The sequence below is a fragment of the Rhodococcus sp. 14C212 genome (assembly GCF_011058195.1).
GTDB lineage: Bacteria > Actinomycetota > Actinomycetes > Mycobacteriales > Mycobacteriaceae > Rhodococcus > Rhodococcus aetherivorans.
On the sequence record NZ_JAALEH010000017.1, the window covers coordinates 25653 to 50724 of the forward strand.

The window sequence follows — 25072 nt, forward strand, 5'->3', positions numbered from 1 at the left end:
CAGAGCATGCAAGATGGCGCCGCGGCGCGGGTCGAGGCACAAACCCGTTCGCCCCTACTTCCCGCGGGACGGTGAGGCGGGCGAGCCGCTGCTCCCATCCATGGGCAACCACCACGACGGTGGCTGTGTGCATGCGCTGGACACAGATCACAGGGATCGCGAAAAACCGGGCTCAGGCGTTGCCCGGCCGGGCGGTGGCCGGTTCCACATGGATGAAGGTCTCGGTGTGCGGCAGCACCGCGTCGATGTCCGCCTCGATGCGGTCGGCCATGTCGTGGGCGGTCCGCACGGTCCAGTCGCCCGGAACGGTCACGACGACGAACACCTGGCGTTGCCGACCGGATTCGACGGTGCGTAGCGGCGCGAACTCGACCGGGCATTCGGCGCGGAACCGGTCCAGCACGGCGTTGACCTGGTCCTGTTCGTGCTGGGGGAGGGCGGCGCTGAGCAGGCCGCTGACCGAGCCGCGCAGCAGCCGGTATCCGGTCCACAGGATGTTGACGCCCACGGCGAGGGCCACGATCGGGTCCAGAGGTTCCCAGCCGGTGACGGTGACCAGCACGATGCCGACGATCACTCCGGCGGAGGTCCACACGTCGGTCAGCAGGTGCTTGCCGTCCGCGACGAGCGTGATCGAACGGTGCGTGCGCCCCACGCGCTGCAGGGTGATCCCGACGGCGAGGTTGATCAGGGAGGCGACGGTCGTCAGGGCCAGCCCGAGCCCGGGCTGGACGAGCGGAATCGGGCTGATCAGGCGTTCGATCGCGGTCCAGATGATGGCGGTGGCAGCGACGAAGATCATCGCGCCCTCGACCAGGGCGGAGACGTACTCGGCCTTGCCGTGACCGAAGTGGTGGCTCGCGTCCGGGGGACGGGCCGCCACCCGCAGCGCGATCAGCGCCACCACCGCGGCGACCAGGTTCACCCCGGATTCGAGGGCGTCGGAGAGGAACCCGACCGAGCCGGTGGCCCACGCGGCGCTCGCCTTGAGGACGATGGTGACCACTGCGGCGGCCAGCGAGAGCAGCATGAAACGGAACAGCAGCCGATCCTGCTGCTGCCGCGATCCGGGCGTCGACGTCGTCCCCATCCGGCTCCTCCCGGTCCGTCGGTCTCCTCGGTCGCGGTCGGCGCAGAACGCGCCCGGGCAGGTGTTCCCACTTCGGGACGCGAGAACACCTGCGTCGGGTCGAACGGTGCGTCAGGCGGCCGTCGTGGCGTCGAGCAGCGCCTGACGCTGGTTGGCGCCGAGGCCTCCGATGCGGCGGGTGTCCGGGATCGACAGCTGCTCGAGGAGCTTGGCGGCCTTGACCGCGCCGACTCCGGGCAGCGCCTTGATCAGGGCCGAGACCTTCGTCTTCTTCACGACCTCGTCGGTCTCCGCCTTGTCGAGCACGGCCGAGACGTCGAGCTCTCCGGCCTTGACGGCGGCGAGCAGCTCGCTGCGGGCCTTGCGCACTTCGGCGGCCTTGGCGAGTGCGGCGGTGCGCTGTTCGTCGGTGAGAACGGGTGCTGGCATGACGGCCCCCCTGTGTTGTCCGATGGTGAGCGGCCCCGGGCGAGGCTGCCGCGGCTGATGCTGCCAGGTCGGACCGACAATTCGTCGTTCCGGCGCGCGGAGACGGCAGATCCGCGGGATTCGCGGTGCGGATCCGGCCGCTCCCGGCCCGTGCCCTGCGACTACGCTGTCACCGGTTCACGACCGGCGGGACGGAGTTGACGATGTGCGCGGCGAAGGCGGCTACGGTCGGGACCGGTAACGGCCGGCAGGCGATCCTCGATTCGGCGATGCGGAACATGAACGAGCGCGGGTACCACGGCACCTCGATGCGCGACATCGCCCGGGACGCCGACATCACCGTCGCCTCGATCTACCATCACTTCAAGTCCAAGCAGGAGATCCTGCAGGACATCATGACCCGGGCGCTGCACGATGCGATCGCCATGACCCGCGGGGCGTTGCTGCGGGCGGGTGGTTCGCCGGACGCGCAGCTGCAGGCGCTGGTGCGCGCGTGGGTCATGTTCCACACCACCCGGCAGCTCGATGCGCTGGTCGGTGCCACGGAGCTGCGCAGCCTGAACGAGGCCGGTCGCCGGCTCGTCGTCGCGCTGCGTGACGAACAGGAGGGTCTGTTCCGCGACGTCGTCGAGCGCGGCGTCGAGGAGGGGGCCTTCGAGGTGGAGTTCCCGCGCGATGCGGTGCGCGGGATCATCAACATGGGCCAGTCGGTGTGCGCCTGGTGGCGGTCCGACGGGCCGCTGCGGCCGGAGGAGCTCGCGGACCGCTACGCGGATCTGGCCCTGGCGATGGTGCAGCACCGTCCCCGTCGCGGCGTCCTCTCCGGTTCCTAACGATTGATCGGCTGTGGCACCTTCGGTGCAGCAGAATCTTCCTCCCGCATCGGTGTTACCGCAGATGAGGGCTTGTCCTTCGGTGGGCGTGTTGACACCGAACGCTCGTTCGGCGACTCTGTAGGTCATCCGAACGATCGTTTGGCCGACAGGCCGACGCAGGAAGGAATCCGCGATGACTGCATCGCCTGCGGGCGCCGTCGCCGACCTCGATCTCGACGCGCTGACCGCCCACCTGCAGCGCGTACTCGGCGGTGCGGTCACCGGCGCACTCACCGCCTCCCTCATCGGCGGTGGCCGCTCCAACCCCACCTACCGGCTCGCCGACGACGAGCACGTGTGGGTGCTGCGCCGACCGCCGTACGGACACGTGCTGCCCAGCGCGCACGACATGCGGCGCGAGTTCACCGTCATCGACGCCCTCGGCGGCACGTCCGTCCCCGTGCCCCGCGCGGTGCACCTGTGCGAGGACGAGAGCATCCTCGGCGCGAAGTTCTATCTGATGGAACTCGTCGACGGCGTGGCCGTCGGCACCGTCGAACAGGCCTCGGCCCTCACCGCCGAGGAGCGTCGCCGCCTCGGGTTCTCGCTCGCCGACACCCTGGCCGCGCTGCACGACATCGACCCCGACGCCGTCGGGCTCGGCAGTTTCGGCCGCCCGGACGGCTACCTCGAGCGCCAGCTCGGCCGGTGGGCGACGCAGTGGGAGGCCTCCCGCCGCGTCGACCGGCCCGAGGTGGCGGTGCTGCTCGACAAGCTCCGTCGCGCGCTGCCGCAGACCCGCCACCCCGGGATCGTCCACGGCGACGTCAAGCTCGACAACGTCCTCGCCGCCCCGCGGGATCGCGGACGCATCGCCGCCGTGCTCGACTGGGAGATGGCCACCCTCGGCGACACCCTTGCCGACGTGGGAATCATGCTGAGCTTCTGGGACGTTCCCGGTGCGGCATACAACCCCATCACCCGCGGCCTCGCCACCCTCGACGGATTCCCCACCCGCACGGAGCTGCTCGAGCGTTACGCCGCCGCGCGCGGGATCGATCTCGCCGACATCGACTGGTACACCGTCTTCGCCGACTTCAAGATCGCCGTCATCCTCGAGGGCATCGGTGCCCGCCACGACCGGGGCGAGACGGTGGGGGAGGGTTTCGACGGCATCGCCGACATGGTCGGGCCGTTGCTTCGGCGCGCCCTCGATCTCGCCGCCACCTCGGCCCTTCCCGAACTGCGCCGCTAGGCGATCACTCCCTCAGAATCGGAGCAACAATGGATTTCGAATACAGCCCCAAGGTCCGCGAACTGCAGGACCGGCTCACCGGCTTCCTGCAGGAACGCATCCTGCCGGCCGAGCCGATCGCCGCGCAGCAGCTCGCGAGCAAGCCCGACTACTGGGGTGCCCCGCCGATCATGGCCGACCTCAAGGCTTCCGCCAAGCGGCAGGGGCTGTGGAACCTCTTCCTCCCCGAGGCGGGCGGGGCCGGCCTGACCAATCTCGAATACGCCCCGCTGGCCGAATTGACCGGATGGAGCCCGCATCTCGCCCCGGAGGCGCTCAACTGCGCCGCGCCGGACACCGGGAACATGGAGTTGCTCGCCCGCTACGGCACCGATGCGCAGAAGCAGCAGTGGCTCGGCCCCCTGCTGGAAGGTGAGATCCGGTCCTGCTTCTCGATGACCGAACCCGACGTCGCCAGCTCGGACGCGAGCAACGTCCGCCTCGAGATCGCCGACGACGGCGACGAATGGGTGCTCACCGGCCGCAAATGGTGGTCCACCGCCGCGCTGCGGGAGGACTGTCGCGTCGCGATGGTCATGGGGGTCACGGACCCCGGCGCCCCGGCCGGCTCCCGGCACTCCATCGTGCTGGTCCCGATGGACACGCCGGGCCTGGACATCGTCCGCTCCACGTCCGTGCTCGGGTTCGACGACCGGCACGAGGGCGGGCACGGCGAGATCGTCTTCGACCGGGTGCGGGTGCCCAAGGCGAACCTGCTCGGCCCGCGCGGCAAGGGTTTCGCCGTCGCGCAGGCCCGCCTGGGCCCGGGCCGGATCCACCACTGCATGCGCCTGATCGGCATGGCCGAACGCGCCGTCGCGCTGATGACGGCGCGGGCGCGCACGCGCGTCGCATTCGGCAGGCCGCTGGCCGACGAAGGGGTCGTGCAGGCCACCGTCGCCGACGCACGCATCCAGGTGGATGCGGCCCGCCTGATGGTGCTGCGCGCCGCGTGGCGGATGGACGTCGAGGGCGCCAAGGCCGCCCGGCACGACATCGCCGCCGCCAAGGTCATGGTGCCGCTGACGGTGAAGAAGATCGTCGACGACGCCATCCAGATCTTCGGTGGTGCGGGCCTGTCCCAGGACACCCCGCTGGCGATGCTGTACTCGCAGGCGCGGTTCCTGCAGATCGCCGACGGCCCAGATCAGGTGCACCGCCGGTCCCTCGCTCGCGCCGAGTTCGCCGCGACTCCGGTACTGCGCGAGGTCCGCGGATAGGACCACAGGATCGCGCGGTCGAAGGATCTCGGACGCTCTGGAGCAGGTCGGGGAGGTGCACACAGGTCCGGCCGCTCGGGTGGATGCGCACCGTGAGTGCCGCCCTCGGCGGGGCAGTCACGGGGCGAGTGCGGCGTTGTGGGCAGCGGTGGCAGGGGCGGCGGTGAGCGTCCACGCCAGGGTGTTCTCGTCGTGGCGGGGCCGGTACTGGATGCCGTCGACGTCGGGGTTGGCGGCGAGAACGGCGGCGGCCCAACGCCGGGTGTGCAGATATCCGGAGGGGTCGCACTTGGCCAGCCACACCCCGGCGTTGATCCGCGTGGCGCCGGTGCCGGTCAGATCCACCACGCGCACCGGACGGGTGGTGTGCAGCTCGCTGAGCACGCGTCCGGCGATCTGCGCGGGGAATCAACCGGGGGACTGGTCGACCGGCAGGTTCCGGCAGAGGGTTTCGGCCACCGCGGCGGCCGGGCTGTCGCCGACATACAGGTACGAGTAGGTGCCGTCGAGGCTGTCGACCCGCCCGCCGGCCCGCACCCGCGGCCGCGGTGTGGGGTTCAGGTCGGCAGCTGCCCGGGTGGCGCTGTGAATCCGCCACACCGCGGTACCGGCAGCAATCGTGGTGAGCAGGGCAGGCGGCAGCGGCCGCGGCGGGATTGGTGACGGCGCGCTGGTGCGCAAGCGCCAGAGCCGGCCCGGGTCGAGTGCATCCGGACCTTCCCGGCTACGCCGGCGGCAGTGGAGCGAACTGGAACCGCGGCTGTGGGCTGCCGAACCGGCGAGGGCGCGCCCTCGAACCGGCGACGATTCGGCCTGCCGCTCGCAACGAGCGGCAGGCCGAATCTTTTTCGCTGTCAGCCGTATTCACGGCACGGCGTCACACCGGTGCGTCGACGAAGCGCTCCTTCAGCTTGCGCTTGACCAGCTTGCCGGTCGGTGTCCGGGGCATGTCGTCACTGAACACGATCCGGCGCGGGAGCTTGTACTTGGCGAGGCGACCGCGGAGGTGGTCGGCCAGTTCGGCGGCGAGCGCGTCGTCGCCGTCGACGCCGGGGGCCGGTTGGATCACCGCGGTGACGATCTCACCCATCTCGGCATCGGGCACCCCGATCACGCCGGCATCGAGGACCTTGGGGTGCTCGACGAGCGCGTTCTCGATCTCCTGCGGGTAGATGTTGACCCCGCCGGAGATGATCATGAACGAATCACGGTCGGTGAGAAACAGATACCCGTCCTCGTCCAGGTAACCGACGTCGCCGGTCGTCGTCCACGCCGGGTGGTGCGGGTGCTGGGCGTCGCGGGTCTTCTCCGGCGCGTTGTGGTACTCGAACGGCAGCACGTCGCGTTCGAAATAGATCGTGCCGATCTGCCCGGCCGGCCGCTCTTCGCCGTTCTCGCCGCAGATGTGGACGACGCCGAGCGCGGCCCGGCCCACCGTGCCGGGTTTGCGCAGCCATTCCTCCGTGTCGACGAGGGTGAGACCGTTGAGTTCGGTGGAGGAGTAGTACTCCGACAGGATCGGGCCCCACCACGCGATCATCTGCCGCTTGACCTCGACCGGGCAGGGGGCCGCGGCGTGCACGGCGACCTGCAGGCTGGACACGTCGTAGCGGGAGCGCACGTCCTCCGGCAGTTTGAGCATGCGCACGAACATGGTGGGCACCCACTGGCTGTACGTGACCCGGTACCGCTCGATGTATTCGAGGGCCTTCTCGGCGTCGAAGCGGTCCATCAGGACGACCGTGCCGCCGAGGGCCTGCACCGCGGCGCAGGTACGCAGCGGTGCCGCGTGGTACAGCGGTGCGGGGGACAGGTACACCGTCTCCGGATTCACGCCCCACACCGAGGCGTTCATGGCGGTCATCGTGTCACCGGGTTCGTGGACCTGACGGTCGGGCAGCGCGGGCTTGATGCCCTTGGGTCGGCCCGTGGTGCCGGACGAGTAGAGCATGTCCGCCCCCCGGGGCTGATCGGCGGGCGCCGCATCGGACTCGGCGGCCGCCGCCGCGTCCAGGTCGGCGTAGCCGGGGAGCGTGCCGCCGAAGCCGAGCCGGTGCTCGGTGTTCGGCAGCAGGGTGGGAAGCACGCCTGCGATCTCGTCGAGCGCGGCGTCGACGATCACTGCCTTCGCGCCGCAGTCGTCGACGATGTAGGCGGCCTCGGCGGGCGTGAGGTGCCAGTTCACCATCGTGACGTAGAGGCCCGACCGCATTGCCGCCCAGTAGATGTCGAACACCCGGGGAGTGTTGGTGGCGAGCACCGCGACGTGGTCTCCGCGGCGCAGTCCCAGCGCGCGGAGGTGACGGGCGATGCGGATCGAGTTGGCTTCGAGCTCGGCGAAGGTGACCGTGTGGCCGGTGTCGGCCATGATCACGGCGGGTTTGTGCGGCGTGGTGTCGAGGTAGGCACCGGGATACATGGGGTCTCCAGCGTTCGTTCGGGGAGAGGGCAGTGGCGCCGAAAGCTCAGTCGCGACGACGGGCGAGGGCCACCAGGCAGGCGAGGGCGAGGACCGAGAGCGCCGCGATGAGCAGCCCCACGCGCCAGAGGTTGGCGACCTCCCCGTTGATCAGCGCGACCATCGCCATGGGCGCCATGCCGCCGAGGATCGCTGCCGCCTGGTACCCCAGGGACGCTCCGGAGTAACGGATCTCCGGCGGGAAGAGCTCGGCGAACAGGGCGGCCTGGGGCCCGGTCTGGAACGACATGACCACGCAGGAGACGATCAGCGCGACGGCCAGGGGCAGGATGTCCCCCGACGAGGACGCCCCGATGAGCAGCCACATCGGCACGGCCCACAGGCCCATGCCGACGATGCCGATGCCGTAGATCAGCTTGCGGCCGTAGCGGTCGGACAGATAGGCGGTCAGCGGCACCATCGGCACGAGTACACCCGCGGCGAGCAGGATGATCGCCAGCACGTCCGAACGGGCGATGCCGAGGTTGGTCGTGGCCACCTGCACGGAGCCGGTGATGGTGATGTAGAACATCACGATGCCGACGAGGTAGGTGCCGCCGGCCATGAGCACGGTGCCGCTGTTGTGCCGGAGGACTTCCAGGACCGGAGAACGCCGCTGAGCAGGCGCGGCCGCGAGCTTGGCTTCGACCTGCTGGAACTCGGGGGTCTCCTCGAGGTAGCGGTGGATGGCGAAGGCGACGAACAGCATGAACAGGCTGATCCAGAACGGCACGCGCCAGCCCCACGAGATGAACGCCTCGGGCGAGACCGCCCACGCCACCGCCAGGAAGACCGCGTTGCCCATCACCACGCCGATCGGGATGCCGAGCTGGGCGAAGCTCCCGTAGAAGCCGCGGCGATGGGCCGGGGCGTACTCGGTGGCCAGCAGGACCGCGCCGCCCCACTGCGCCCCGACCGCCAGGCCCTGGCAGATGCGCAGCAGGACGAGCATCGCGGGGGCGAGCCAGGTGATCGACGTGTTCGGCACGAAGCCGATCAGGGTGGTCGCGACACCCATGAGCAGGATGGCGGTCACGAGCACCGGCTTGCGACCGTACTTGTCGCCGAAGTGACCCGAGACGATCCCGCCGATGGGGCGGGCGACGAAGCCGACGGCGACGGTGGCGAACGAATTGAGCGCGGCCACGACCTCGCTGCCGGTGGCGAAGAACGTCTTGTTGAACACGAGCGCCGCAGCGGTGGCATAGATGAAGAAGTCGTACCACTCGAGGGACGTCGACACCGCGGCAGCGAACGCGGCCTTGCGGGCCGCCCGGCGCGAATGTGGCGGGGCGGCGGGTGGCGGAGAGCTGGGCGCCGTCTCCTGTGCCTGTGGAACCGAGGGGGTGGCCATGGCTGCCCTTCCTGCGAACGTGTGAAGCCAATCGATCGTTCGGTTAGCAGGCGATAAGTTATGTGACACGCCACACAAAGTCAAACGCACGTCCGGTGGCGGGGGCACGGCCACGGCGAGTGGTCCGGTCGAGGGGGTGGACGGATCGGTGCCGGCGAGTGTGCGGGTTTCACCGCCCTCAACTGCATATATGCGAATGCTCGATGCTGGGGAGATCGCGGACCGTCTGCCTGTTCCCCCTGTTCGCGCGGGCGGAAAACTCCTGCCGGCCGGAGGTGCGGCGGTGTGACCGGCCGTGGGGCGGGCCCGGTTCCCTCCTTCGCAGTCGGGGTTCTCAGCCAACCGACTGTTTACTCGGCCCGAGCGGGTGGCGTGGTGCAGAGGGCGCAGCCGGGGGATCGTTCACGGTATGTCCGCTCGCGGGCCCGCTGCCGCGCCGCTCATCGGGTCCACGCGGCGCACCCACCCCGGGGCGCGCCGACGGCGGGCCGGGGTGGGTGCGCCGGGTCAGTCGGTGCTGCCCGCGAGTTGCTCGGAGAGGGCGAACAGCTCGGGGCAGTGCTTCGGTGCCATCACGTGGTCGAGGAACACCAGTAGGGGAACCGCCAGTGCCCGTACCGCTCTGGTCAACACGGGAATCTCCTTCCGGTGCCGCGGGTTCGGCTCACCGGTAGACCAGGCCGCCGTCGATCAACCCGGACTGGCCGGTCATGTAGTCGGAGTCCGGGCCGGCCAGGTAGGAGACGTAGGCCGCGACGTCCTCCGGCGTCTGCGCACGGCCGAGCGCGATGCCGCCGACGAACTTCTCGAACGTCGCTCCCTTCGGAGCCCCGGTCAGTGCCGCGAAGCGTTCGTCGATGGTGACCCACATGTCGGTGCCGACGACGCCGGGGCAGTAGGCATTGACGGTGATTCCGTCGGACGCGTACTCCTTGGCCGCGGCCTGGGTGAGCGCCCGGACGGCGAACTTGGTCGCGGAGTACACCCCGAGCATCGCGAAGCCTTCGTGGCCGGCGATCGAGGACGCATTGACGATCTTGCCGCCCTGCCCGCGCTCCCGGAACTTGGCGGCGGCGATCTGGATGCCCCAGAGGACGCCTTCGACGTTGACCGCCATGATCCGGGACACCTCCTCCGGGGTCACGTCGGCGATGGGGTTCACCTGTGCGATGCCGGCGTTGTTGACGATGATGTCGAACCCGCCCAGCTCGGTCTCCGTCCGGTCGACGGCGGCTCGGATCTGCTCGCGGTCGGTCACGTCCGCAACGACGGAGATCGCCTTCGAGCCGGTGGCCCGCACCTCGTTCTCGACCGCGGCGAGCTTGCCGCCGTCGACGTCGAGCAGGGCGATGTCCGCGCCGTCCGCTGCCAGCCGCAGTGCGATCGCCCGTCCGATGCCCTGCCCGGCGCCGGTGACCAGCGCGACCTTGCCTTCGATGCTCATACCGGCTCCCGTCCGTAGTGACCTGTGTCACTCGAAGGCAACCAGTGCGGCGGGGGGTGCTCAAGCGTTGCATTGCGCTGCACCGGGGGTGGCGCCCGCGCCGGTAGGGTCGGATCCGGCACGACGGACGGAGGACCCATGAGCACGCTGCAGACCCTCGATCGTGGGCTGCGCGCGCTCGACATCATCTCCCGGTCGCCCGCCGGTATCACGGTCGCGGACCTCGCCAAGGAGCTCGGGATCGCGCGGGCGATCTCCTACCGGATCGTCGCAACGCTCGAATCGCACTCGCTCGTGGTGCGGGCCGACGACGGCCGGATCCGGCTCGGCGCCGGTGCTGCCGTCCTTTCGTCGCGGTTCGTGCCCCAGTTTCAGCATGCGGCCGGTCCGGTGCTGCACGACCTGGCCGAGCGCACGCAGGCGACGGCGTTCGTGTCCGCCGCACAGGGGGACGAGTGCATCGTCATCCTCGTCGCGGAGCCGGAAGGGGCGCTCCTGCACGTGGGATACCGGGTGGGCAACCGGCATCCGCTCGACCGCGGCGCGGCGGGGATCGCAATCCTCGCGCTGCGGCCCGAGGACGCGCGCGACCCCGAAGCGGTGAAGCAGGCCCGGGCACTCGGCTACAGCGTCACGCGCGGACAGCTCGAGCGCGGCGCCGTGGGCGTCGCCGCCGGAGTGCGCGCACCGGGGGGAGCCGGCCTCGAGTGCAGTGTCGGGGTGGTGGCCATCGCCGGTCTCGACGTCGATGCCGCGGCCCTCGCGGTCGGTGACGCGGCGGCACGGCTGAGCGCTCTGCTCACCGACTGACACTCCCATCGGCCTTCGCCCGGAGATCCACGGCATCGGGGTCGGCGCCGAGAAGGCAAAGGCAAGAAGGTCATCCACTCCTTGCCACCTTCAACATATAGCGCGCGGGGGGCCTTGCCGCAAGACCCCGGTCGTGCTGCAGAATCGCCAGCCGAAGCCGGAACCTGCGGAAACGGGAGATTCGCGAGGTGGGCGTTCGACCGCCGGCAGGACTCGGGTGGTAGCGGGGCACTCGGCGCCCGGGTGCGGGTGTGCGGGTCGCCGGACTGCGTGGGGCAGCCGGCCGAAATGCAAACTTGTCGAACGGGGGATTCTTTCATGATCGATGTGATCGTTGCCGGTGGCGGACCGACCGGCTTGATGCTGGCCGCCGAGTTGCGGCTGCACGGCGTGCACACGCTCGTGCTGGAAAAGTTGACCGAGCCGAGCGGGCAGTCCCGCGGACAGGGCCTGCACGCGCGCAGCGTCGAGATGATGGACCAGCGCGGCCTGCTGGACCGGTTCCTCGCGGTCGGTGAGAAGTTCCGGGTCGGCGGTCTCTTCGGCGGCATCATGAAGCCGTGGCCGGACCGGGTGGACACGGCGCACCCGTACGGCCTCGCCATTCCGCAGCCGGTCACCGAGAGGCTGCTCGACGAGCGCGCCCTCGAACTCGGCGCCGAGATCCGACGCGGCTGCGAACTGGTCGGGCTGAGCCAGGACGACCACGGGGTGAGCGCCGAGCTGGCCGACGGTACCCGGCTGCGCTCGCGCTACCTCGTCGGCTGCGACGGTGGCCGCAGCACGGTGCGCAAGCTGCTCGGCGTCGGCTTTCCCGGCGAGCCCAGCAAGGTCGAGACGCTGCTCGGGGAGATGGAGCTGACCGAGGACCCGGCGACGGTGGCCGCCGTTGTCGCGGAAGTCCACAAGACCCATCTGCGGTTCGGCGCCGTGCCCCTCGGGGACGGGGCGTACCGCGTCATCGTGCCCGCCGACGGGGTGGCCGAGGACCGGGCGGCCGCACCCACCCTCGAGGAGTTCACGCGGCAGCTGCGGGCGATCGGCGGCACCGACTTCGGCGCGCACTCGCCGCGGTGGCTCTCCCGCTTCGGCGACGCCACCCGGCAGGCCGAGCGCTACCGGGTCGGCAGGGTGCTGCTGGCCGGCGACGCGGCGCACATCCACCCACCGACCGGCGGGCAGGGACTCAACCTCGGCATCCAGGACGCGTTCAACCTCGGCTGGAAACTGGCCGCCGAGGTGGGCGGCTGGGCTCCGGAGGGACTGTTGGACAGCTACCACGCCGAACGGCACCCGGTGGGTGCCCGCGTCCTGGAGAACACCCGCGCGCAGATCACGCTGATGGGAACCGATCCGGGGGCGACCGCGCTGCGGGCGCTGTTCTCGACGCTGATGGACTTCGAGGAGGTGAACCGGTACGTCACCGAGATGATCACCGCGGTCGGGGTCCGCTACGACCTCGGCGAGGGGCACGACCTGCTCGGCCGGCGGATGCGGGACGTGGGGCTGAAGCAGGGTCGCCTCTACGCGCTGATGCACGGCGGCCGCGGACTGCTCCTCGACCAGACCGGGCGGCTTTCCGTGGCGGGCTGGGCAGACCGGGTCGACCACGTCGTCGACGTCAGCGAGGAACTGGACGTGCCCGCGGTGCTGCTGCGACCCGACGGCCACGTGGCGTGGGCCGGTGACGACCAACAGGATCTGCTCGGCCGGCTGTCCCAGTGGTTCGGCGCTGCCGTCGGCTGAGCGCTGCCGTCTGCTGAGCGTGCGGAGGTACTCGAAGGGGCAGGACCTGCCTCGGGCACCGGCTCGTGACATCTGATCCCGATGCTCGGGGTGGCGGCCGCCGCGGGGGCACCGGGGGAGGCCGGCGGACGTGGGCCCGGCTGCTGTGACCGCGGATCCGGCTTGACCTGATTTGTGACGCCGCTTACTCTGCTGCTTGTCCGTATATAGGACGAAACTGTTCGATAAAAGTAACAGTGCTGTTGAGAGGCTTTCGGTGTCAGCATGAGTGCATCAGTTCCGGCGTCGGCGCCGGCTTGTCCTGTCGATCACGCGGCCCTGGCCGGCGGCTGCCCGGTGTCGGCGAATGCCGCGGCGTTCGATCCGTTCGGTCCCGCGTACCAGGCCGATCCGGCCGAGTCGCTGCGCTGGTCCCGCGACGAGGAGCCGGTGTTCTACAGCCCCGAACTCGGCTACTGGGTCGTCACCCGGTACGAGGATGTGAAGGCGGTGTTCCGCGACAACATCCTGTTCTCGCCGGCGATCGCGCTGGAGAAGATCACTCCCGTCTCGGCGGAGGCCACCGCCACCCTCGCCCGGTACGACTACGCCATGGCCCGGACCCTCGTGAACGAGGACGAGCCCGCCCACATGCCGCGCCGCCGCGCGCTCATGGATCCGTTCACGCCGAAGGAACTGGCGCACCACGAGGCGATGGTGCGACGGCTCACGCGTGAATACGTCGACCGCCTCGTCGAATCCGGCAAGGCCGACCTGGTGGACGAGATGCTGTGGGAGGTTCCGCTCACCGTCGCCCTGCACTTCCTCGGCGTGCCGGAGGAGGACATGGCGACGATGCGCAAGTACTCGATCGCGCACACCGTGAACACCTGGGGCCGCCCCGCGCCCGAGGAGCAGGTCGCCGTCGCCGAGGCGGTCGGCAGGTTCTGGCAGTACGCGGGCACGGTGCTCGAGAAGATGCGGCAGGACCCGTCGGGACACGGCTGGATGCCCTACGGGATCCGCAAGCAGCGGGAGATGCCGGACGTCGTCACCGACTCCTACCTGCACTCGATGATGATGGCCGGCATCGTCGCTGCGCACGAGACCACGGCCAACGCGTCCGCGAACGCGTTCAAGCTGCTGCTCGAGAACCGCGCGGTGTGGGAGGAGATCTGCGCGGATCCGTCGCTGATCCCCAGCGCCGTCGAGGAGTGCCTGCGCCACTCCGGGTCCGTGGCGGCGTGGCGACGGGTGGCCACCGCCGACACCCGCATCGGCGACGTCGACATCCCCGCCGGCGCAAAGCTGCTCGTCGTCAACGCGTCCGCCAACCACGACGAGCGGCACTTCGACCGCCCCGACGAGTTCGACATCCGGCGCCCGAACTCGAGCGACCACCTCACCTTCGGGTACGGCAGCCACCAGTGCATGGGCAAGAACCTGGCCCGCATGGAGATGCAGATCTTCCTCGAGGAACTCACCACGCGGCTTCCCCACATGGAACTCGTACCCGACCAGGAGTTCACCTACCTGCCGAACACGTCCTTCCGCGGACCCGACCACGTGTGGGTGCAGTGGGATCCGCAGGCGAACCCGGAGCGCACCGATCCTGCTGTGCTGCACCGGCATCAGCCGGTCACCATCGGAGAGCCCGCTACCCGGGCGGTGTCCCGCACCGTCACCGTCGAGCGCCTGGACCGGATCGCCGACGACGTGCTGCGCCTCGTCCTGCGCGACGCCGGTGGAAAGACGTTGCCCACGTGGACTCCCGGCGCCCACATCGACCTCGACCTCGGCGCGCTGTCGCGCCAGTACTCCCTGTGCGGCGCGCCCGACGCGCCGACCTACGAGATCGCCGTGCACCTGGACCCCGAGAGCCGCGGTGGTTCGCGCTACGTCCACGAACAGCTCGAGGTGGGGAGCTCGCTCCGGATTCGCGGGCCCCGGAACCACTTCGCGCTCGACCCCGACGCCGAACACTACGTGTTCGTCGCCGGCGGCATCGGCATCACCCCCGTCCTGGCCATGGCCGACCACGCCCGCGCCCGGGGGTGGAGCTACGAACTGCACTACTGCGGCCGAAACCGTTCCGGCATGGCCTATCTCGAGCGGGTCGCCGAGCACGGTGACCGGGCCGCGCTGCACGTGTCGGCGGAAGGCACCCGGATCGACCTCGCCACCCTCCTCGCCGAGCCGGCCGCCGGCACCCAGATCTACGCGTGCGGGCCCGGGCGGCTGCTCGCCGGACTCGAGGACGCGAGCCGGCACTGGCCCGACGGGGCACTGCACGTCGAGCACTTCACCTCGTCCCTCGCGGCGCTCGATCCGGACGTCGAGCACGCCTTCGACCTCGAACTGCGCGACTCGGGGCTGACCGTGCGGGTCGAGTCCACCCAGACCGTTCTCGACGCGTTGCGGGCCAACAACATCGACGTGCCCAGCGACTGCGAGGAGGGTCTCTGCGGCTCGTGCGAGGTCGCCGTCCTCGACGGCGAGGTCGACCACCGCGACACGGTGTTGACCAAGGCCGAGCGGGCGGCGAACCGGCAGATGATGACCTGCTGTTCGCGTGCCTGTGGCGACCGGCTGGCCCTGCGACTCTGAATCACCGACCTTCGAAAGGATCCGTCATGGGATCTACCCTCGACCCGATTGCCGTGCGCACCGCGCCCCCCGCGCCGGACGTGCCACGCAGCAGCTTCAAACGGGTCCTCACCGGAAGCATGGCCGGTGCCGTGCTCGAGTGGTACGACTTCGCGATCTACGGCATTCTCGCCGCGACCGTCCTCGGCCCGCTGTTCTTCCCCGGCTCCGACGGCATCACCAAGTTGCTTCTCGCCCTTGCCACCCAGGGTCTCGGCTTCATCGCCCGGCCGCTCGGCGGCGTCGTCTTCGGCCATCTCGGCGACCGGTTCGGCCGCAAGCCGATGCTCGTGATCACCTTCGTGATGCTGGGCACGGCCACCGCGTCGATCGGGCTGCTGCCGACCTACGAGCAGATCGGCATCTGGGCCACGGTCCTGCTCGTCGCGCTGCGCATGATCCAGGGCTTCGCGCTCGGCGGTGAATTCGGTGCGGCGGTGCTGCTGGTGAGCGAGTACGGCGAGCCGAAGCGCCGTGGCTTCTGGGCGTCCTGGCCGCAGGCGGGCGCACCGTCGGGCACCGTGCTTGCCGCCGTGGTCGTCTCGGCCCTGGTGCTCCTGCTCCCGGCCGACTCGTTCGACGCATGGGGCTGGCGGATCGCATTCCTGTTCGCCGTTCCCCTCCTGGTCATCGGCTTCTGGATCCGGCACGGCGTCGAGGAGTCCCCGGTGTTCCGGGCGGCGCAGTCCGCCGCGGCGGACCGCCCCGAGTCCCGGTCGAGCATCGTCGAAGCGCTGTCCCGTCCGCGCCCGGTGCTGATCGGCATCGGCATGCGGCTCGGCGAGAACATCGCCTTCTACGTGTACACGATCTTCGTCATCGCGTACGCCACCACCTATCACGGCTTCGCGCGGGGCGAGGTGATGCTGGCCGTGACCTTCGCGTCGGTGTTCCAGTTCGTCGGCATGATCGGTGGCGGCCGGTGGTCCGACCGGGTCGGCCGACGCATCGCGATGCTCGTCCCGGCCCTGGTGCTCGTGGTGTGGGCACCCGTCTTCTTCTGGCTCGTGCAGATGCAGAGCGTGCCGCTGCTGTGGGTGGGTGTCTGTGTCGGTGCCTTCTTCCACGGTGCTCTCGCCGGCCCCGAGGCGGCCTGGATCACCGAACTGTTCCCGACCCGCTACCGGTATGCCGGCTCCTCGCTCGTGTTCCAGGGGTCGTCGATCATCGCCGGCGCGCCCGCGCCCCTCATCGCCGTCTGGCTCATCGACAGGTTCGGTGTGGGGACCGTCATCGCGTACCTGGTGGTGACCATGATGATCACCGTCGTCGCGGTGCTGAGCAGCCGCGAGACCAAGGGCATCGATCTCGACCGCATCGAGTGACCGGACACCGTTGCCGGGCGGCTGTGGCGCCGCCCGGCAACGGCCGTCCCCGGTTACCCCGTCCGGACGGCCGTCCCGCGGTACGGTCGGACCGGAGGTGATCGACATGGAAGAGATCGCGAAGATCGTCGGTATTGCTTTCGTCTACATCGTCGTCGCAGAGGTGATCATCGGTACGCTCGCCCTGCTGATCATTTCGACGATCAGTCCGCACTTTCTGCAGCGCAAGCCGAAGTACGGCGCGACGGGACCCCGGTACGGGACCATTAGCCCCAGCCCAGCTCGTGCAGACGAGCATCCTCGATTCCGAAGTAGTGAGCGATCTCGTGAATGACCGTCACCGCGACCTCGTGCACCACGTCGTCGTCGGAGTCGCAGATGTCGAGGATGGCGTCGCGATAGATGGTCACGGTGTCCGGTAGCGCGCCCGCATAGTGGCTGTCGCGCTCGGTGAGCGCGATCCCGTGGTAGAGCCCGAGCAGATCGGGCTCTTCCTCGTTTCTGGGCTCGACCAGCACCACCACGTTGTCGATGGCCCGCGCGAGTTCCGGTGGGATCAGATCCAGGGCCTCTCCGACGAGCTCGTCGAACCGCTCGTCGCCCATTCGTGCAGCCACCTCAGGCGCCCGGAACGGGAGCCGCCCCCGGCAGCGGGGTCGGCAGCGAGCGGCCCTCGGGCGGGGCGGGCGGCGGCACCGGCGGCTGGCCGTCGATGAGGATGTCGCCCGCGGCCGTGCCGGTGACCGACGCGAATCCGCCGCCCTCGACCTGCTTGCCCACCGAACAGTTGACCTTGCGGCTGCCCGCCAGCCAATTGTCGAAGTCCAGGTTGTCCCAGAACAGCGTGAGGGTCTTGTTGCGCAGCGCGTCGGGGCCGCCCAGGTACGCGTTGGCGTTCTCGGTGCACGTCCCCTCGAGGTACCTGTCCTGGTCCTCGACGCTCGGCAGACCGCCGGGGAACTGCCCGGACAGGTCCACCACGGAGATCACCTCGAAGGCGTGCGGCTGGGAGCAGTCCACCGGATCCGCCGGCACCCCGTTGTCGATGCCGATGCACGTGCCCACGTCCCAGACCTTGGACTGGTCCTGGTCGGCGACCTTGCCCTGGATCGGCAGCAGATTGCCGGTGGTGGAGGAGAACTGCAGACCGCAGCGCAGCGTCCGCTCACCGGCCGCCCAGCCCGCCTCACCGGGGTTGATCAGGCCCACGCTGAACTTGCCGTGCGGGTCGAACCGGCCGTCGAGGTAGTCCATCGCGGCCGGCGCGCACAGCTCGTCGCGCAGTTCGGTGAACCGCAGCACCGACGGGAAGCGCGACCCGGGACCCCACTCGGCGCCCGGGTACACGCTCAGGTCGATGTCCTTGACCACCTCGAACAGGTGCGACTCGGCGCAGTCCACCTTCGCCAGGTCGCTCGCATCGATCTCCGTCCAGGTCAGGCAGTCGCCTGCGACGGCTGTGCCGAATGCCTCGCCGGCCACGGCGCCGGTGGTCACTACGGCACTCGTCGAACCGCCGGGCTCGTCGTCGGACCCGCCGAATCCCGCCACCACCGCGGTGACGACCGCCGCGAGTACCGCGCCCGCCGCCACCAGCATCAAGGCGCGACGGGTCAGCTTCGCGGACGGGGCACCCCGGACCCGCGAGGCGGACGGTGTCGTCCGATCGGACTGCTGCTCACTCTCCTCGGCCATCACGTCCATCATGCCTGTGCATGCCGCTCCGGGTAACTTCGGTACACATGGCGGAGCCCATCGATCCCGAAGTCCAGGAGATCGCGCAGCGACTGTTCGATGCCGCCCGCGCCGGGCACGTCGAGACGCTCGCCGCCTATGTCGATGCCGGGGTGCCGGTGAACCTGTGCAACGAGAAGGGCGACACCCTGCTGATGCTGGCGTCCTACCACGGTCACGCCGACGCGGTGCGGACCCTGATCGAACGGGGCGCCGACGTCGACCGGCTCAACGACCGCGAGCAGTCGCCGATCGCCGGCGCCGTGTTCAAAGGGGCGATCGACGTCGTGCGGGTGCTCACCGAGGCCGGAGCCGACCCGTACGCCGGGCATCCGAACGCCGTGGAGTCGGCGAGGATGTTCGAACGCGAGGACTGCCTGCAACTGTGGGCACAGTAGGTCGGAATCGGCCGCAGACGGCGCCGAGTAGGCTGTGACCTCGTGATCGACCTCAAGTTCCTCCGCGAGAACCCCGACGCCGTCCGTGCCTCGCAGCGCACCCGAGGCGAGGACCCCGGTCTCGTCGACGCGTTGCTCGAGGCCGATGCGGCCCGCCGCGCCGCGGTGCTGGCCGGCGACAACATCCGCGCCGAGCAGAAGGCGCTGGGCAAGAAGGTCGGACAGGCCTCCCCGGAGGAACGGCCCGCGCTGCTCGACGGTGCGAAGGAACTCGCCGCGAAGGTCAAGAAGCTCGAGGCCGAGCAGCAGGCCGCCGAGGATGCGCTGGGGCGCGCGCACATGGCGATCTCCAACATCGTGCAGGAGGGCGCCCCCGCGGGCGGGGAGGACGACTTCGTCACCCTCGAGACCGTCGGCGAGCTGCCCACCTTCGACTTCGAGCCGAAGGACCATCTGACCCTCGGCGAATCGCTCGGGCTGATCGACATGGAGCGCGGCGCGAAGGTCTCCGGCGCCCGGTTCTACTTCCTCACCGGCTACGGCGCGCTGCTGCAGCTCGGCATGCTGCAGCTCGCCGCCCAGAGGGCCGTCGCCAACGGCTTCCAGATGATGATCCCCCCGGTGCTCGTGCGACCGGAGATCATGCAGGGCACCGGCTTTCTCGGCGCCCACGCCGACGAGATCTACCACCTCGCCGACGACGATCTGTACCTCGTCGGCACCTCGGAGGTGCCGCTCGCCGGCTATCACTCCGGCGAGATCCTCGACCTGTCGGGCGGCCCGAAGCGGTACGCGGGCTGGTCGTCGTGCTTCCGCCGCGAGGCCGGCAGCTACGGCAAGGACACCCGCGGCATCATCCGGGTCCACCAGTTCGACAAGGTGGAGATGTTCGTCTACTGCAAGCCCGAGGACGCCACCGCCGAACACCAGCGATTGCTCGCGTGGGAGCGCGACATGCTCGCCGCGATCGAGGTGCCGTACCGGGTCATCGACGTCGCGGGCGGTGACCTCGGCTCGTCGGCGGCCCGCAAGTTCGACTGCGAGGCGTGGGTGCCCACGCAGGAGCGCTACCGGGAACTGACCTCCACGTCGAACTGCACCACCTTCCAGGCTCGTCGCCTCGGCGTGCGCTACCGCGACGAGAACGGCAAGCCGCAGATCGCCGCCACCCTCAACGGCACGCTCGCCACCACCCGCTGGCTCGTCGCGATCCTCGAGAACCACCAGCAGGCCGACGGGTCCGTGCGCGTTCCCTCGGCACTCGTGCCGTTCGTCGGGCGTGAGGTGCTCGAACCGCCGGTCTGAGACGTTCCGCCGCGTGGGGTGGCGGCCGAATGTCACATGGGTTCGCTCGGATCGAACGCATGTGACATTCGGTCACCCCGCGCCCGGGAGGGCCGACGCCGTCAGCTGCCCGGGTCGCAGCCGACGGCCACGTACGCGTGCAGGCCGTCGGGGTCGTCGCGCAGCAGATACTCGTAGTCGCTGGTGGCCATCACGGCGTCGTTCGCGTCGCGGAACGACCAGCGCACCCGGGCCCGCACGATCTTGTCGGTGACCGGGGAGAGGTCGAGCAACTCGTGCCCCACTCCGGCGAGGCCGTGTTTCCGGTAGGTCTCGTTGCTCTGCGCGAGCGCCTCGGTGATCTCCTTCCGGTTCGCCAACGATCCGGCGAACGAATCCGTCAGGATCGTGCCCGGTTCACCCCACAGCGCGGCCGAGGACTCGGCGTCGAACCCGGCGAGCGCCTCTCCGTACCGGGTGAAGAAGCGGTCCAGTGCGATGCGTTCCACGCTCATGTTCTTCAGTGTGCGGGTCCGGCGACGGTTGTCAGCGCAGAATCAGGCAGGTGGTCGACGCGGTCGCGAGCAACCGGTCGTTCTCGTCGCGGGCCTCGCCGCGGGCGGTGGCGGTGCGACGGCCGCTGTACTCGCAGATGCCGTGCACGCGGACGACGCCGTTGCCGGCCTGGACCGGCCGCAGATACCGGACCTGCAGGTCCAGGGTCGTGTACCCGACACCGGCCTCGAGCGTGCTCGACACGCTGAACCCCATGGCGGTGTCGAACATCGTCGCTATCACGCCGCCGTGCACGCTGCCGACCGCGTTGGCGTGGAACTCCTGCGGTTCCATGCTCACCTCCACCCAGCCCTCGCGTGCGTCGGTCACCCGGAAGCCGAGCGTGCGCGACGTCGGATGGTGCGGGATGGAGCCGTCGATCAGGCCGCGCAGGAAGTCGAGGCCCTGCATGTCGCGGTTCGCGGCGGACGTCGGGGCGGGGTCGTCCCACGTGTAGATGCGCTGGCGTTCGGTCACCAGCCGACCGTATCGCGCGGTGACAAACCCGTCCGCGCGTGCCACCCTGGAGCCATGCGACACCGATGTTGATCCGGCTCCGCCTCTTCCCTGACCGTTCGCGTGGTGGCGTACGCGGCCACCCGCGAACTCGTGCCGCTCTACGGCCTTTACGCACTGCTGTTCGAGGACCACGGCCTCGGTACGGGCGAGATCTCGTCGCTCTTCGTGCTGTGGTCCGTCGTGGCGTTCGTCGCGGAGGTGCCGTCGGGGGCGTGGGCCGACACGGTGTCCCGCCGGGGCCTGTTGCTGCTCAGCGCCGTCCTGTTCTCCGCGGGCTTCGCCCTGTGGTTGCTGTTCCCGGGCTACTGGGGGTTCGCGGCGGGCTTCGTGGCGTGGGGGATCAGCGAGTCGCTGAAGTCCGGGACGTTCGAGGCCCTGGTGTACGACGAACTGTCCGCACGCGGGGCGGCGCACCGGTATCCGGCGGTACTGGGCTACGCGAACGCCGGCGAGACGCTGTGCGTCCTCGTCGCGACGCTGTCGGCCGCGCCGTTGTTCGCGGTGGGCGGCTACGCGGCGGTGGGGTGGTTGTCGGTGGCGATCACCGTCGGCAACGGGTTGCTCGTGCTCACCCTGCCGGCCGCGCCCCGCAACGCCTCGGCGGACGAGACAGGCGCCGTTCCAGGCGCTTTCGTGACTCGCTATCTGGCGGTCCTGCACGCCGGGACGGGTGAGGCGCGACGCAGCGCCGTGGTGCGCCGCGCGGTGCTGCTCGCGGCGCTGCTGTCGGCGTGCCTCGCGTTCGAGGAGTACTTCGCGCTACTGGCGCGCGAGGGCGGCGCGAGCACGTCCGCGGCGCCGGTGCTGGTGGCGATCACCGTTGCGGGACAGGTGCTCGGCGCCGCGACGGCCGGCCGCACCGCGGCAATGACCGGTCGCGCCATGGGGGCGGTGATCGCCGCCGGGGGTGTGCTGCTGGCGGCGGGTGCCGCGCTCGGCGGAGTGGCGGGATTCGTGGCGATCGGGATCGGCTACGGCGCCCTGCACAACGCGATGATCGTTGCCGAGGCGCGGATGCAGGACGCGATGAGCGGGACCGCCCGCGCGACGGTGACGTCGGTCTCGGGCCTCGTCGGCGAGGTCGCGTCGGTGGCGGTCTACGCCGGCTTCGCGCTCGGAACGGTCTGGCTGCCGCTGGCGGCGGTGCTCGCCGCGTGCGCCGTGCCGCTGCTCGGCCTGGCCGTGGCGGCGACGCGGTGGCTGCCGCCGTCTCAGTCACCTCTTAATTCGCCGGACTAACGTCCTCCGCCATGCGTGCCCGTCTCGTCCCCGCCCTGTTCGCCGCCGCCGGTCTCGGCCTGATCGGTACCGGCTCCGCATTCGCCTACGCCGACGCACCCACCGTCGCGACGACGGCCGTCGCACCGCCCGCGCCGACCGGAGACCCGCTCTCCGACACCCGCAGCAATCTGCAGCAGGCCGGGCTGCCGCTCGCGCTTCTCGGCGGCGGGATCGGGCAGCTCACCGACGGCAGCCGCCAGCTCGACGACGGCGCCCACCAGCTCGCCGACGGGCTCGCGCAGGCCAGCGCGGGTGGGCAGCAGCTCGCCGACGGGCTCGGGCAGCTCCAGGGCGGGGTGGACCTGCTCGGCGACGGTGCGACCCAGGTCAGCGGGGGCGTCGACCAGGTCGTCGACCGGCTCACCGGCTTCGGGGAGATGCAGGCGGGCGTCACCGAGCAGCTGACCGTCGTCGCCGGCACCCTGCGGCGGTCGCCCGACCCGGTGTCCCAGGAGGCCGCCGCCCGGCTCGACGGGCTCGTCGGCCGGCTGGACAGCGAGGGGATCGGCCCGGAGACGCTCGCGCAGCTCGAACAGTTGCGCGGCGGCGCTCGGCAGCTCGCCTACGAGTTGGGCGACCCGGACGCGCAGTTCGTCGCCGGTATGGTGCAGGCTGCCGACGGCTCGCGGCAGCTACGCGACGGCCTGATGCTCCTCGACGACGGCGGCCGGCAACTCGTCGACGGCACCGGGCAGCTCGTGGACGGCGTCGGTCCGGTCACCGGGGTGATCGCGGGCGTCTCGGACAACGTGCGGGAAGCGACGGCCGCCCTGCCGAAGTCGCCGGCTCCGGCGTCGTCGGGCGACGTCGCGGCGACGGCGGTGGAGGCGACCGCCGAGCGGCAGTGGTGGCCGTACGCGCTCGTCGCGCTGGGGGCGCTGGTGCTCGCCGTGCCGGCCCTGTTGCCGAATGTGCTCCGACCGAACGTGCTGCGGCCGAATGTCACACGCGTTCGATCGAACTGAACCCATGTGACATTCGGCCACACCCACGCGACGAGGGGTCAGAGCTTGCGGGAGCGCAGCTCGTGACCGCGGGAGGTCTTGCAGCGGCCGGTCACGAGGTCCCACTGCCAGCCGTGCAGGTTGCAGGTGAGGCTGGTGCCCTCGACGACACCGAACTTCGACAGGTCGGCCTTCAGGTGCGGGCAGCGGCGCTGGATCTCGAACCCGCCCAGCTCGATCGACGCGGAATCGTCGTGGGCCTCGGCGAACCAGCCGTCCGCGTAGGCGATCCGCTCGTCGGTCAGGCACTTGAAGAACGTGTAGAGGAACTCGTTGTAGCCGCCCACACGCCACGCCTCGAAGCGGGTGGACAGGAAGATGGTGTTCACCCAGTCCGGCTCGTCGTCGCGCAGGACCGTGCGCACCAGCTCCGGCGCGATGCGGAAACCGTAGCGGTACTTGCCTTCTCCCTCGATGGGTTCGCGGACGACCCGCTTGGGGAAGTCCAGCACGACCGTCTCGTCGCCCATCACCAGGCCGACGGGGTAGCCGATGCCGTCGCAGATCAGATCGGACTGCGCCATGATCGGCTCGAACTTCGCCTTGAGCGGGCCGAGCAGCGGCTCGCCCTCGGCGGGGGCCCACGTCGCCTTCTCGGCCTCGAGCACCGGGGCCAGGCGCTGTGCCATCTCCTCGATGTACGCGGCCTTGTCGGTGAAGATCCGCTCGACGTCGGCGTCCGGGATCGGGTGGGTCAGCGTCATCGACGTGCTGCCGTGCACCTCGAGTACCGAGCCGGGGATCATCAGCACGCCACCGTCGTTGCCGTGGAGGCGCATCTGCTCGAGGAAGACCATCTGGTCGGGGAAGATGTTGCCCTCGTCGCCGTGGTCGTCGTTGAGGTGGCGCAGCGCCGGGTCGAGGAACACCGGCGGCCCGGCCGACGGGACCACCCACGTCGCGCCGACCTGGTCGATGTAGCTGCGGCAGCGGTCCATGCCGCGCTGGCGTTTCTGCTTGCCGAAGTTCGCCTTGGTGCGCTTGGGGATGTCGTAGACCATCGGGTACCAGATCGCGCCCGAGTACTGCAGCAGGTGGACGTCGATCCGGCCGAACGCCTCGAGCATCGAGTCCATCTCGACCGGGCGGGCGTCGTTCATGTTGAACACCGTGGTCTCGCCGTCCGAGACGACGAGGCCGGAGTCGCCGATCGGCCCGTCCGCGGGCGCGCGCAGGGCGATGATCATGACGTCGAGGTCGCCCTTGGGGCCGCTGACGGTGTGCTTGACGGAATCGGTCGTCTCGAGGAACTTCGTGAACCCGAGCTGCTCGAGGTCGCGGCGCAGGTCCGGGACCGGGAAGTCGGGCAGCAGCACCGTCGCGTCCTTGTTGACGTGCTTGCTCAGGTTCTCCGGGTCGAAGTGGTCCTTGTGCAGGTGCGAGACGTACAGGTAGTCGACGTCGCCGAGCTTGTCCCAGTCCAACTGCGTGTTGTCCGGGAAGGGGAACCACGACGCGAAGTACGCGGGGTTGACCCACGGATCGCACAGGATCGACCCCGCTGCGGTCTGAATGTGGAACCCGGCGTGTCCGACGCTGGTGATCTGCACTTCGTTGCCTCCTGACGTGCTGACCGACGTACCACCCAGCGTAGGGGGACGCCGGTGCGGCGCCGCGTCCAGGCGGTGAACCGGGGCCGGATACGGGCATTTGATCCCGAATCGGGCGGGTGGCGGACATCGGACGG

General features: G+C 70.1%; 22 protein-coding genes and 1 pseudogene. 11 read left to right on the forward strand and 12 right to left on the reverse strand.

The features are described from left to right. Positions 1 to 172: 172 nt before the first annotated feature. Both G6038_RS10585 and mihF read right to left on the reverse strand, forming a co-directional pair. Positions 173 to 1090, reverse strand: a complete 918-nt coding sequence (locus G6038_RS10585) for a cation diffusion facilitator family transporter (RefSeq protein ID WP_165037613.1) — start codon at positions 1088 to 1090, stop codon at positions 173 to 175. A gap of 111 nt (positions 1091 to 1201) precedes the next feature. Continuing rightward, on the reverse strand, positions 1202 to 1519 hold the full coding sequence (mihF, locus tag G6038_RS10590) for an integration host factor, actinobacterial type (protein ID WP_006944561.1): 318 nt from the start codon (positions 1517 to 1519) through the stop codon (positions 1202 to 1204). A gap of 203 nt (positions 1520 to 1722) precedes the next feature. Here mihF and G6038_RS10595 point away from each other — a divergent pair, with 203 nt between their 5' ends. The 3 genes from G6038_RS10595 to G6038_RS10605 all read left to right on the forward strand — a co-directional run bounded on the left by G6038_RS10595 (position 1723) and on the right by G6038_RS10605 (position 4848). Continuing rightward, positions 1723 to 2352 carry a TetR/AcrR family transcriptional regulator gene (locus G6038_RS10595; RefSeq protein ID WP_165037614.1) on the forward strand — a complete coding sequence of 210 codons (630 nt, stop codon included), beginning with the start codon at positions 1723 to 1725 and terminating at the stop codon, positions 2350 to 2352. Positions 2353 to 2527: 175 nt separating this feature from the next. Next, positions 2528 to 3589 carry a phosphotransferase family protein gene (locus G6038_RS10600; RefSeq protein ID WP_165037615.1) on the forward strand — a complete coding sequence of 354 codons (1062 nt, stop codon included), beginning with the start codon at positions 2528 to 2530 and terminating at the stop codon, positions 3587 to 3589. Between the two features lie 29 nt (positions 3590 to 3618). Continuing rightward, positions 3619 to 4848 carry an acyl-CoA dehydrogenase family protein gene (locus G6038_RS10605; RefSeq protein ID WP_165037616.1) on the forward strand — a complete coding sequence of 410 codons (1230 nt, stop codon included), beginning with the start codon at positions 3619 to 3621 and terminating at the stop codon, positions 4846 to 4848. A 117-nt stretch (positions 4849 to 4965) separates the two neighbouring features. Here G6038_RS10605 and G6038_RS10610 read toward each other — a convergent pair. From G6038_RS10610 to G6038_RS10625, 5 genes and pseudogenes are all read right to left on the reverse strand, one after another. Continuing rightward, positions 4966 to 5448 (reverse strand): annotated as a pseudogene (locus G6038_RS10610) (RES family NAD+ phosphorylase). A 277-nt stretch (positions 5449 to 5725) separates the two neighbouring features. Beyond that, positions 5726 to 7267, reverse strand: coding sequence for an acyl-CoA synthetase (locus G6038_RS10615; protein ID WP_165037617.1), 1542 nt, complete (start codon positions 7265 to 7267; stop codon positions 5726 to 5728). Positions 7268 to 7313: 46 nt separating this feature from the next. After that, entirely contained in the window at positions 7314 to 8660 is a 1347-nt protein-coding gene (locus tag G6038_RS10620) for an MFS transporter (RefSeq protein WP_165037618.1), read from the reverse strand. Positions 8661 to 9167: 507 nt separating this feature from the next. Continuing rightward, a complete protein-coding gene (locus G6038_RS31840) occupies positions 9168 to 9293 on the reverse strand; it encodes a hypothetical protein (RefSeq protein WP_276613838.1) in 126 nt (41 codons plus the stop codon). Positions 9294 to 9324: 31 nt separating this feature from the next. Then, on the reverse strand, positions 9325 to 10104 hold the full coding sequence (locus tag G6038_RS10625) for an acetoin reductase (protein ID WP_165037619.1): 780 nt from the start codon (positions 10102 to 10104) through the stop codon (positions 9325 to 9327). 138 nt (positions 10105 to 10242) lie between these two features. Here G6038_RS10625 and G6038_RS10630 point away from each other — a divergent pair, with 138 nt between their 5' ends. The 4 genes from G6038_RS10630 to G6038_RS10645 all read left to right on the forward strand — a co-directional run bounded on the left by G6038_RS10630 (position 10243) and on the right by G6038_RS10645 (position 16610). Beyond that, positions 10243 to 10914 (forward strand): helix-turn-helix domain-containing protein, encoded by a 672-nt coding sequence (locus G6038_RS10630; RefSeq protein WP_165037620.1) that lies wholly within the window; start codon positions 10243 to 10245, stop codon positions 10912 to 10914. Positions 10915 to 11232: 318 nt separating this feature from the next. Continuing rightward, positions 11233 to 12660: a rifampin monooxygenase gene (rox, locus tag G6038_RS10635; RefSeq protein WP_165037621.1), complete on the forward strand. Its 1428-nt coding sequence runs from the start codon at positions 11233 to 11235 to the stop codon at positions 12658 to 12660. A 264-nt stretch (positions 12661 to 12924) separates the two neighbouring features. Then, positions 12925 to 15246: a cytochrome P450/oxidoreductase gene (locus G6038_RS10640; protein ID WP_165037622.1), complete on the forward strand. Its 2322-nt coding sequence runs from the start codon at positions 12925 to 12927 to the stop codon at positions 15244 to 15246. Positions 15247 to 15272: 26 nt separating this feature from the next. After that, positions 15273 to 16610 (forward strand): MFS transporter, encoded by a 1338-nt coding sequence (locus G6038_RS10645; RefSeq protein WP_165037623.1) that lies wholly within the window; start codon positions 15273 to 15275, stop codon positions 16608 to 16610. Positions 16611 to 16876: 266 nt separating this feature from the next. Here G6038_RS10645 and G6038_RS10650 read toward each other — a convergent pair whose 3' ends face one another. Beyond that, the gene (locus G6038_RS10650) at positions 16877 to 17215 is read right to left on the reverse strand and encodes a metallopeptidase family protein (protein WP_006944538.1); all 339 of its coding nucleotides are present in this window, start codon (positions 17213 to 17215) and stop codon (positions 16877 to 16879) included. A 13-nt stretch (positions 17216 to 17228) separates the two neighbouring features. Next, a complete protein-coding gene (locus tag G6038_RS10655) occupies positions 17229 to 18305 on the reverse strand; it encodes a septum formation family protein (protein ID WP_206024541.1) in 1077 nt (358 codons plus the stop codon). A 47-nt stretch (positions 18306 to 18352) separates the two neighbouring features. On the opposite strand from G6038_RS10655, the gene G6038_RS10660 reads away from it, so the two are divergent. Together G6038_RS10660 and serS are read left to right on the forward strand one after the other, a co-directional pair. Continuing rightward, entirely contained in the window at positions 18353 to 18742 is a 390-nt protein-coding gene (locus G6038_RS10660) for an ankyrin repeat domain-containing protein (protein ID WP_165037624.1), read from the forward strand. A gap of 42 nt (positions 18743 to 18784) precedes the next feature. Then, the gene (gene serS, locus G6038_RS10665; RefSeq protein ID WP_165037625.1) at positions 18785 to 20047 is read left to right on the forward strand and encodes a serine--tRNA ligase; all 1263 of its coding nucleotides are present in this window, start codon (positions 18785 to 18787) and stop codon (positions 20045 to 20047) included. 101 nt (positions 20048 to 20148) lie between these two features. Here serS and G6038_RS10670 read toward each other — a convergent pair whose 3' ends face one another. Together G6038_RS10670 and G6038_RS10675 are read right to left on the reverse strand one after the other, a co-directional pair. Further along, the gene (locus G6038_RS10670) at positions 20149 to 20541 is read right to left on the reverse strand and encodes a hypothetical protein (RefSeq protein ID WP_165037626.1); all 393 of its coding nucleotides are present in this window, start codon (positions 20539 to 20541) and stop codon (positions 20149 to 20151) included. A 31-nt stretch (positions 20542 to 20572) separates the two neighbouring features. Next, positions 20573 to 20992 carry a PaaI family thioesterase gene (locus tag G6038_RS10675; RefSeq protein ID WP_202917463.1) on the reverse strand — a complete coding sequence of 140 codons (420 nt, stop codon included), beginning with the start codon at positions 20990 to 20992 and terminating at the stop codon, positions 20573 to 20575. Positions 20993 to 21160: 168 nt separating this feature from the next. On the opposite strand from G6038_RS10675, the gene G6038_RS10680 reads away from it, so the two are divergent. Both G6038_RS10680 and G6038_RS10685 read left to right on the forward strand, forming a co-directional pair. Continuing rightward, complete coding sequence (locus G6038_RS10680; RefSeq protein ID WP_165037627.1) at positions 21161 to 22339, forward strand: MFS transporter; 1179 nt, start codon at positions 21161 to 21163, stop codon at positions 22337 to 22339. An 11-nt stretch (positions 22340 to 22350) separates the two neighbouring features. Then, positions 22351 to 23346 carry a hypothetical protein gene (locus G6038_RS10685; protein ID WP_165037628.1) on the forward strand — a complete coding sequence of 332 codons (996 nt, stop codon included), beginning with the start codon at positions 22351 to 22353 and terminating at the stop codon, positions 23344 to 23346. Between the two features lie 38 nt (positions 23347 to 23384). Here G6038_RS10685 and G6038_RS10690 read toward each other — a convergent pair whose 3' ends face one another. Next, entirely contained in the window at positions 23385 to 24935 is a 1551-nt protein-coding gene (locus tag G6038_RS10690; RefSeq protein ID WP_165037629.1) for an MBL fold metallo-hydrolase, read from the reverse strand. Positions 24936 to 25072: the final 137 nt, after the last annotated feature.

What these genes read in the sequence shown, in the direction of transcription:
- G6038_RS10585 (WP_165037613.1), bottom strand. Translation starts at nt 1,090, where the DNA reads ATGGGGACGACGTCGACGCCCGGATCGCGGCAGCAGCAGGATCGGCTG.
- mihF (WP_006944561.1), bottom strand. Translation starts at nt 1,519, where the DNA reads ATGCCAGCACCCGTTCTCACCGACGAACAGCGCACCGCCGCACTCGCC.
- G6038_RS10595 (WP_165037614.1), top strand. Translation starts at nt 1,723, where the DNA reads ATGTGCGCGGCGAAGGCGGCTACGGTCGGGACCGGTAACGGCCGGCAG.
- G6038_RS10600 (WP_165037615.1), top strand. Translation starts at nt 2,528, where the DNA reads ATGACTGCATCGCCTGCGGGCGCCGTCGCCGACCTCGATCTCGACGCG.
- G6038_RS10605 (WP_165037616.1), top strand. Translation starts at nt 3,619, where the DNA reads ATGGATTTCGAATACAGCCCCAAGGTCCGCGAACTGCAGGACCGGCTC.
- G6038_RS10615 (WP_165037617.1), bottom strand. Translation starts at nt 7,267, where the DNA reads ATGTATCCCGGTGCCTACCTCGACACCACGCCGCACAAACCCGCCGTG.
- G6038_RS10620 (WP_165037618.1), bottom strand. Translation starts at nt 8,660, where the DNA reads ATGGCCACCCCCTCGGTTCCACAGGCACAGGAGACGGCGCCCAGCTCT.
- G6038_RS10625 (WP_165037619.1), bottom strand. Translation starts at nt 10,104, where the DNA reads ATGAGCATCGAAGGCAAGGTCGCGCTGGTCACCGGCGCCGGGCAGGGC.
- G6038_RS10630 (WP_165037620.1), top strand. Translation starts at nt 10,243, where the DNA reads ATGAGCACGCTGCAGACCCTCGATCGTGGGCTGCGCGCGCTCGACATC.
- rox (WP_165037621.1), top strand. Translation starts at nt 11,233, where the DNA reads ATGATCGATGTGATCGTTGCCGGTGGCGGACCGACCGGCTTGATGCTG.
- G6038_RS10640 (WP_165037622.1), top strand. Translation starts at nt 12,925, where the DNA reads ATGAGTGCATCAGTTCCGGCGTCGGCGCCGGCTTGTCCTGTCGATCAC.
- G6038_RS10645 (WP_165037623.1), top strand. Translation starts at nt 15,273, where the DNA reads ATGGGATCTACCCTCGACCCGATTGCCGTGCGCACCGCGCCCCCCGCG.
- G6038_RS10650 (WP_006944538.1), bottom strand. Translation starts at nt 17,215, where the DNA reads ATGGGCGACGAGCGGTTCGACGAGCTCGTCGGAGAGGCCCTGGATCTG.
- G6038_RS10655 (WP_206024541.1), bottom strand. Translation starts at nt 18,305, where the DNA reads ATGGCCGAGGAGAGTGAGCAGCAGTCCGATCGGACGACACCGTCCGCC.
- G6038_RS10660 (WP_165037624.1), top strand. Translation starts at nt 18,353, where the DNA reads ATGGCGGAGCCCATCGATCCCGAAGTCCAGGAGATCGCGCAGCGACTG.
- G6038_RS10670 (WP_165037626.1), bottom strand. Translation starts at nt 20,541, where the DNA reads ATGAGCGTGGAACGCATCGCACTGGACCGCTTCTTCACCCGGTACGGA.
- G6038_RS10675 (WP_202917463.1), bottom strand. Translation starts at nt 20,992, where the DNA reads ATGCAGGGCCTCGACTTCCTGCGCGGCCTGATCGACGGCTCCATCCCG.
- G6038_RS10685 (WP_165037628.1), top strand. Translation starts at nt 22,351, where the DNA reads ATGCGTGCCCGTCTCGTCCCCGCCCTGTTCGCCGCCGCCGGTCTCGGC.